The organism is Agaricicola taiwanensis (genome assembly GCF_014635245.1).
In the GTDB taxonomy this organism is placed as follows: domain Bacteria; phylum Pseudomonadota; class Alphaproteobacteria; order Rhizobiales; family Methylopilaceae; genus Agaricicola; species Agaricicola taiwanensis.
The window spans coordinates 21,593-28,917 of the sequence record NZ_BMCP01000010.1 but is presented as its reverse complement, the minus strand read 5'-3'; the positions used below and the strand labels follow the sequence as shown (position 1 = coordinate 28,917).

Sequence of the window (7,325 nt, the reverse complement as noted above, 5' to 3'; positions counted from 1 at the left end):
CCGAAAACCGGACGGTCCCGCAAGGACAACGCCGCCTACGTTTCTCTTTCTTCCTATGAACTTGTCAAACAGCAGCGCCCGCCAAAACGGACTTCCCACTAAATGGGCAAAAACCATACTCCCTTCCCACCTAAGTGAGAAGCCACAAAGCGAACTTCGTGGAATTTGGAGGCAAACAAACCGCCGCCCGCCGAAAAATCGGCGCCAGCGACGTCGTCGATGAGGCGTATATAGGGGGCAGCCCCCGCTCCTGTCAACGCCGCTCTTCGAAAAAAGTGACGTCCATGTGACAGGCCCGCCATTCCCTTCGCCCATCCACAGGCCGAAGACTGCATTCTCAAGACTTCGCTTTGCTCGCAACGTGTTATGGGGCGCCGCGCCAGGCGGACAAGGTGGCCGCGGGAGTTTATTACCGATCGCGCCAAGGTGCCGGCGACGCCCTCTTTCCTTTCGATCAGGGAAGGGTCACTCACGATTCAGATCGAAAACCATCCCCAGGCCTCAGGAATAAGGGGCGAGGCCAAACTTGAGCCATATTCCTCTGTGGTTTACACCCTCAACGCAAGCGATGCTGTTCACATCCGTGATTCTCGCTGAAACCAAGCGATGAGGTGACCTGCGTGCCGACAAGCCGCGCGCCGCGCCAGCGGTTCGACCGGAATTATGTGGACCTCGGCGTCGAGCCACCGCTGCGGGCGGACGGCGAGACCTCCGGTGCCGAGGAAAGCACCCCGGTCAGCCTGCGTTGGCTGGCGGGGACGGTCCTGACGGCGCTTGCCGGCCTTAGCCTCATGGGCGGCGCGGTCTATGCCGCGCTTGACGGCACCACCCGGCTCGCCGGTGCGCCCGATGGGCTGTTGTCCGATGCCTCGCTGATCGGCCAGCACGAACGCCGCCTGACCAATGTAGCGCGCAAGGCCGACCGGATCATGCCGACGGATGAGACCTGGGAGGCCCGGCAGCAGGTGCGGCTGACCAGCGCGACCCGCGTCGGGGAACGCGAAGTCCTCCGCATCCGCCCCGTGGTTCGCCTCGTGACGCGGCTGTCGCTGACCACCACCAACCGCATCGCCAAGATCCCCGCCTTCAACGCGGCCGCGCTCATGGCCGAAAGCGATGACACCAACCGGGGCGACCAGAGCCCATCCTCGGCCGATGGTGACGTCTCCTATGTGATCAAGGATCTCGCCTCGGTGGATTTCACCGATGCGGGCGATCCCTCCCTCAGCGCCGACGATGTGATCTCGGCCGTCCGGCAGACAGCGCAGAACGCTTCTCACTCCAACATCCAGCTCGCCTCCATCCAGGCCGGCACGGATGAGGACATGGAGATGGGCAATGCCGCTTTCCCCAACCTCGGGCTCGCCAGCGCCGCCACGACCATGGTGGTCAATCGGCACAGCATCAACCAGGAGGCGGACAACGAGGACGGTGTCCGCACCGTGAAGATCAGCGAGCCGCAGCGGCTCGACGCCGTGCTGCGCGGGGAAGGAGCCAATGACGAGGATACCCGCGCCGTGGTCGAAGCCTTCGGCGGCTCCGACGGCTATGGCACCATCGCGCTGGAAAAAGGCCAGAGCGTCGAGATCCTGATGAACCAGGCCGCCGACGGGCCCAAGCGCCCTGCCCGCGTTCGCGTCTATGACGGCGGCACCTTGATGTCCGCTGTCGCCCTGTCCGACCAGGGGCGCTATGTGGCGGTGGATGAAGCGGCCGGGAGCGATGGACCGGAGATCGACGATCTCCTGGAGGACGGCCGCCAGACCGCGCGGCTCTATGAAAGCCTTTACGAAACCACGTTTCGCTATGACGTGCCGGAGGATGTCGTCAAGGAATTCCTCCGCGTGATGTCGACCGATGTCGATTTCCAGCGGCGTGTCGCCTCCGGCGACAATCTGGAGATCGTTTACGCGGAGCCGGAAGTGGCCTCCGACATGCCTGAGGTCCTCTATGCCGCGCTGACCACCGGCGGCGAATCCCGCCGCTACTACCGCTATTTCGGCAATGACGGCGAGCCGGCCTACTTCGATGAGAACGGCCGCTCGGCGCGAAAATTCCTGATGCGCAAGCCGCTGACCGCCGGCATCATGCGCTCCGGCTTCGGCGCGCGTAATCACCCGATCCTGCGCACCGCCAAGATGCACACCGGCGTCGACTGGGCCGCGCCGCGCGGCACACCGATCTATGCCACCGGCAACGGCACGGTGGAATCAGCCAAATGGGACGGCGGCTATGGCCGGCACGTGCGTATCCAGCACGCCAATGGCTATGAGACCTCCTATGCCCATATGAATGCCTTCGCGAAGGGCATCTCGGCCGGCGTCAAGGTGCGGCAGGGCCAGTTGATCGGCTATGTCGGCTCCACCGGTCTCTCCACCGGGCCTCATGTGCACTATGAAGTGCTGGTCAACGGACGCTTCGTCGACCCCAACCGCATCCGCGTTCCGCGCGAGCAGGAGCTGACGGGCGAAAATCTGGTCGCCTTCCAGGGCGAGCGCCAGCGCATCGACGCCCTGCTGCAGCCGGCCAACGCGCAGCGAGTGGCACAGGGGCAGTAGGCCTCTTCAGCTATTTCCCGCGGCACGTTACCTCGTCCCTCTCCCCGACGTCATCGGCCTCATCCTCCAGTCCTTCCTCCCGGTCCTGCCGCATCTCCGCGTAGCGCCGGATGCCGAGCCATTCCAGGAACAGGAGCGCCAGCATCATGGCAAAGCCCGCGCCGAGCATGAGCGCGCCGTCGGTTTCCCCTGCATGCACCAGCCGCGGGTAGATCAGGACCGAGGCATAAGCCGCCGTCGCGAGATTGAGCATGGCCTTCCAACCCGCGAACATGCGCCACACCGCCGAGGGCATGACGTGGATCCGCCAGGCATAGAGCAGGATGACGAGTGCGGAGAGCGGAGACAGGGCAAGGTTGACCAGCTCCAGCATGGTGAGATCGCTGAAGGGGCGCCATTCGCCGGAAAATCCCGCCGCCGTGAGGATGGCGAAGATGATGGCAAAGAGCTTCCAGGTCATGCGGGTGCCGTATCCGTCCTGATAAATGACAGGATCAGCGTAACGCAACGGTCCTTTCTGCTTGGTGAGCGTACTCCGAGGAGCCTATTCCTGACCCCGTAGAACAAAGGGCGCGGCCTTCGTGAAGACCGCGCGCCCTTCATTCGATGATCAGGGTCAACCTCAGGCGGCGATCTCCACCGCGCGGCCGCCGACGATGAGGCCGCCGCCGGTGGCCGTCACCGGCACCTCGTCGCCATCCTTGACCTCGCCGGCGAGGATCAGCTCGGCCAGCGGGTCCTGCACGGCGCGCTGGATCACCCGCTTCAGCGGGCGCGCGCCATAGGCCGGATCATAGCCACGTTCGGCCAGCCAATCGCGCGCGGAGGCATCGAGCGCGATGGTGATCTTGCGATCCTCAAGAAGCCGCCGCAGGCGGTCGAGCTGGATGTCGACGATGGTGCCCATCTCGCTGCGCTGCAGCCGGTGGAACAGGATGATCTCGTCCACCCGGTTGAGGAACTCCGGCCGGAAGTGCGCGCGCACCACGGTCATCACCTCATCGCGCACCGCGCTGGAATCCTGCCCCTCCGGCTGGCTCACCAGGAACTCCGAACCAAGGTTCGAGGTCATGACGATCAGCGTGTTGCGGAAGTCCACCGTGCGACCCTGGCCATCGGTGAGGCGGCCGTCATCAAGCACCTGCAGCAGCACGTTGAAGACATCCGGGTGGGCCTTCTCGATCTCGTCGAACAGGATCACCTGATAGGGCCGGCGGCGGACGGCTTCCGTCAGCGCACCACCCTCCTCATAACCGACATAGCCGGGAGGCGCGCCAATGAGCCGGGCCACCGCGTGCTTCTCCATGTATTCGGACATGTCGATGCGGATCAGCGCCGTCTCGTCGTCGAAGAGATAGGCGGCGAGCGCTTTGGTCAGCTCCGTCTTGCCAACGCCCGTGGGTCCGAGGAACATGAAGGAGCCGATGGGACGGTTGGGATCCTGCAGGCCGGCACGCGCGCGGCGCACGGCCTTGGACACCGCCTGCACCGCCTCGCCCTGGCCGACGACGCGTTTCGCCAGCTCGTCCTCCATGCGAAGCAGCTTTTCCCGCTCGCCTTCCAGCATCTTGTCAACGGGCACACCTGTCCAGCGCGAGACGATCTGAGCGATGTTTTCCGCCGTCACCGTCTCCTGCACCAAGGCTCCATTCTCACCGGCGGTGGCCTCAACCTCCGCAAGCTGCTTCTCCAGGTTCGGAACCACGCCATAGGTGATCTCGCCGGCACGGGCGAGATTTCCCGAACGCTGCGCGCGCTCAAGCTCGGCCCTTGCCTGATCAAGCTCTTCCTTCAGCTTCTGCACACGGCCGAGCTTGTCCTTCTCCGCCTGCCAGGAAGCCGTCATGCTGCTGGATTTTTCTTCCAGGTCGCCGAGCTCGGTGTTGAGCTTGACCAGCCGATCCTTGGAAGCGGCATCGCTTTCCTTTGTCAGCGCCTCACGCTCGATCTTGAGCTGGATGATCCGCCGGTCGAGCTCGTCAAGCGCTTCGGGCTTGGAATCCACCTGCATCCTGAGCCGTGCCGAGGCCTCGTCCACGAGGTCGATGGCCTTGTCGGGCAGGAAGCGATCGGTGATGTAGCGGTTCGACAGCGTGGCCGCCGAAACCAGCGCGCCGTCGGCAATCCGCACACCGTGGTGCAGCTCATACTTCTCCTTCAGCCCCCGCAGGATCGAGACGGTGTCCTCCACCGTGGGCTCGGAGACGAAGACCGGCTGGAAACGCCGCGCCAGAGCCGCGTCCTTCTCCACGTGCTTCCTGTATTCATCCAGCGTGGTCGCGCCGACGCAGTGCAACTCGCCGCGCGCGAGCGCCGGCTTCAGAAGGTTCGACGCGTCCATGGCGCCATCGGCCTTGCCGGCACCCACCAGCGTGTGCATCTCGTCGATGAAGAGGATGATGCCACCGGCGGCTGACTGGACCTCTTCCAGCACGGCTTTGAGGCGCTCCTCGAACTCGCCGCGATATTTCGCGCCGGCGATCAGCGAACCCATGTCGAGCGCGAGCAGGCGTTTGTCTTTCAGGCTCTCCGGCACATCGCCGTTGACGATGCGCAGTGCCAGGCCTTCCACGATGGCGGTCTTGCCGACGCCAGGCTCACCGATCAGCACGGGATTGTTCTTGGTGCGGCGTGCCAGCACCTGAATGGCGCGGCGGATTTCCTCGTCGCGGCCGATGACAGGGTCGAGCTTGCCCTCCCGCGCGACCTGAGTGAGGTCCCGGGCATATTTTTTCAGCGCGTCATAGGAGTTTTCCGCCGTTGCCGACTGTGCCGTGCGTCCGGCGCGCAGCTTTTCGATCGCCGCGTTCAGCGCCTGGGCGTTGACGCCGGCCTTCGCCAGCGCCTTGCCGGCCTCGGTGCCGGTTTCGATGGCCAGCGCCAGCAGCAGCCGTTCGGCGGTGACGAAACTGTCACCGGCCTTTTCGGCCGCCTTTTCCGCGGCCTGAAACACCCGCGCCGTGGTGGGTGCCAGATAAAGCTGTCCGTTGCCGCCTTCCACCTTGGGCAGCTTCTTCAGAGCGGCCTCCACGGCAAGACGCGCTTCCGCCGGCCGGCCACCGGCGCTCTCGATCAGTCCGGAGGCGAGGCCTTCCGGATCATCCAGCAGGACCTTCAGGATATGCTCGGGCAGGAATTGCTGGTGGCCGGCGCCAAGCGCGGCCGTCTGCGCTGCCTGGAGAAATCCGCGGACCCGCTCGGTGTATTTCTCGATGTTCATGGTCGTGTGTCCTTTCAGCCCGTGGCGCCGCCCTCACGGCACGTGCGCCATCGTCCGCCCCAAAAGATGGTGTTGCAGATCCGCAACAAAAGGGGGTAGCGATGATTCTGGAAAAAATCTCGCACGAGTTGAGGCCTCATGTCCGCTGCCAAGCTTGCCGCGCTTTACCGTTATCCCGTCAAAGGCCTTTCGGCCGAGGCCCTCGCACATGTGGATCTCGAAGAAGGCCAGACGCTGCCGCACGATCGCATTTATGCTGTCGAACTTGGCGAACGCCGATTTGATCCCACCGTTCCAACCTGGCTGCCGAAGATAGCTTTCCTTTGTCTGATGAAGGATGCGCCCCTGGCGCAGCTCGACAGCCGCTTCGACGCCGAAACCTGGACCCTGACGCTGGCGCGCGGAGATGAGATATTGGCGGAAGGAAACCTGGAGACCGAAGAAGGACAGGCAGCCGTTCTGGCCGTCCTCGACCACCACCGCGGCCCGCGGCGCGAGGGCGAGCTTCGCATCGTGCGCTCACCCGGCCACAGTTTCTCCGACGTGTCCCGCAAAGCGGTCTCCATCATCAATCTTGCGAGCCTGCGCGCCATCGAGGATTTCATCGGCAGGCCGGTCGATCCGCTGCGCTTCCGGGCCAATCTCTATCTGGACGGGCTGGAGCCTTGGGTTGAGAACCAATGGATCGACCGCGAGCTCACCACCGAAGCGGGCCTCAAGCTGAGAGTCTACAAGACGACAACGCGCTGCGCGGCAACGGAGGTCGACCCCGCCAGCGGCGAGCGCGACATCGACATGACAGGCGTTCTGCGGGAGCTGACGGGCGATAATGTGTGCGGCGTCTATGCCGATGTGGTGACCGACGGGCAGCTGAAGCTGGGCGATGAGTTGCGCCTCAGTTCGACCTGACGGCCAGAAGCAGGCCTCCCGCGAGGCCCAGCATCACCAGGCCCACGACGATGTCGAGCACACGCCAGGCCAGTGGCCGGGCAAAGAACGGCGCGAGAAACTGCGCGCCGTAACCGAGGCTTGCAAACCAGGCAAAGCTCGCGGTGGCGGCTCCCAACACAAAGACAGGCTGCAGCGCAGGTGGCTGACCTGAACCAACGGCGCCCACCAGCAGCACCGTGTCGAGATAGACATGCGGATTGAGGAAGGTGAAGCCGGCCGCGGTGCCAAGGGCCTGCGCAAGCGATAACGGCGCCGCCGTGCCCGGTATCATGCTGCCGGGCTGCAGCGCGCGACGCAGTGCGATCACGCCATAAGAGCCAAGGAAGATCACACCGCCCAACGTCAGCCAGAGGGCAAGCGAGGGCAGTGCCGACAAAAGCGCGCCCAAACCTGCAACTCCGGCAGCGATGAGAACAGCATCAGCAGCGGCGCAGAAGAGAACGATCGGTCCCACATGCCGGCGCTGCAGGCCGTGGCGCAGCACGAACATGTTCTGCGCGCCAATGGCCATGATCAGCGTGGCGGACAGGAGAAAGCCCTGGGCGAATACGGAAGCGAAGGATGTCATTGCCTCCTTGCTGCCTGATCGCCATGAT

5 protein-coding genes are annotated in these 7,325 nt (G+C 64.3%); 2 read left to right on the top strand and 3 right to left on the bottom strand.

Annotation, left to right across the window (positions count from 1 at the left end; all coding sequences use genetic code 11):
• Positions 1-620: 620 nt before the first annotated feature.
• A complete protein-coding gene (locus IEV58_RS17870) occupies positions 621-2,558 on the top strand; it encodes a M23 family metallopeptidase (RefSeq protein WP_188411240.1) in 1,938 nt (645 codons plus the stop codon).
• Positions 2,559-2,568: 10 nt separating this feature from the next.
• Here IEV58_RS17870 and IEV58_RS17865 read toward each other — a convergent pair whose 3' ends face one another.
• Together IEV58_RS17865 and clpB are read right to left on the bottom strand one after the other, a co-directional pair.
• Complete coding sequence (locus tag IEV58_RS17865; RefSeq protein ID WP_188411238.1) at positions 2,569-3,018, bottom strand: hypothetical protein; 450 nt, start codon at positions 3,016-3,018, stop codon at positions 2,569-2,571.
• 162 nt (positions 3,019-3,180) lie between these two features.
• The gene (gene clpB, locus IEV58_RS17860) at positions 3,181-5,778 is read right to left on the bottom strand and encodes an ATP-dependent chaperone ClpB (protein WP_188411236.1); all 2,598 of its coding nucleotides are present in this window, start codon (positions 5,776-5,778) and stop codon (positions 3,181-3,183) included.
• Positions 5,779-5,916: 138 nt separating this feature from the next.
• On the opposite strand from clpB, the gene IEV58_RS17855 reads away from it, so the two are divergent.
• Positions 5,917-6,687: an MOSC domain-containing protein gene (locus tag IEV58_RS17855; RefSeq protein ID WP_188411234.1), complete on the top strand. Its 771-nt coding sequence runs from the start codon at positions 5,917-5,919 to the stop codon at positions 6,685-6,687.
• Here the strand turns inward: IEV58_RS17855 and IEV58_RS17850 are convergent.
• Positions 6,674-7,297, bottom strand: coding sequence for a LysE/ArgO family amino acid transporter (locus tag IEV58_RS17850; protein ID WP_188411232.1), 624 nt, complete (start codon positions 7,295-7,297; stop codon positions 6,674-6,676). The genes IEV58_RS17855 and IEV58_RS17850 overlap by 14 nt on opposite strands.
• Positions 7,298-7,325 lie beyond the last annotated feature (28 nt).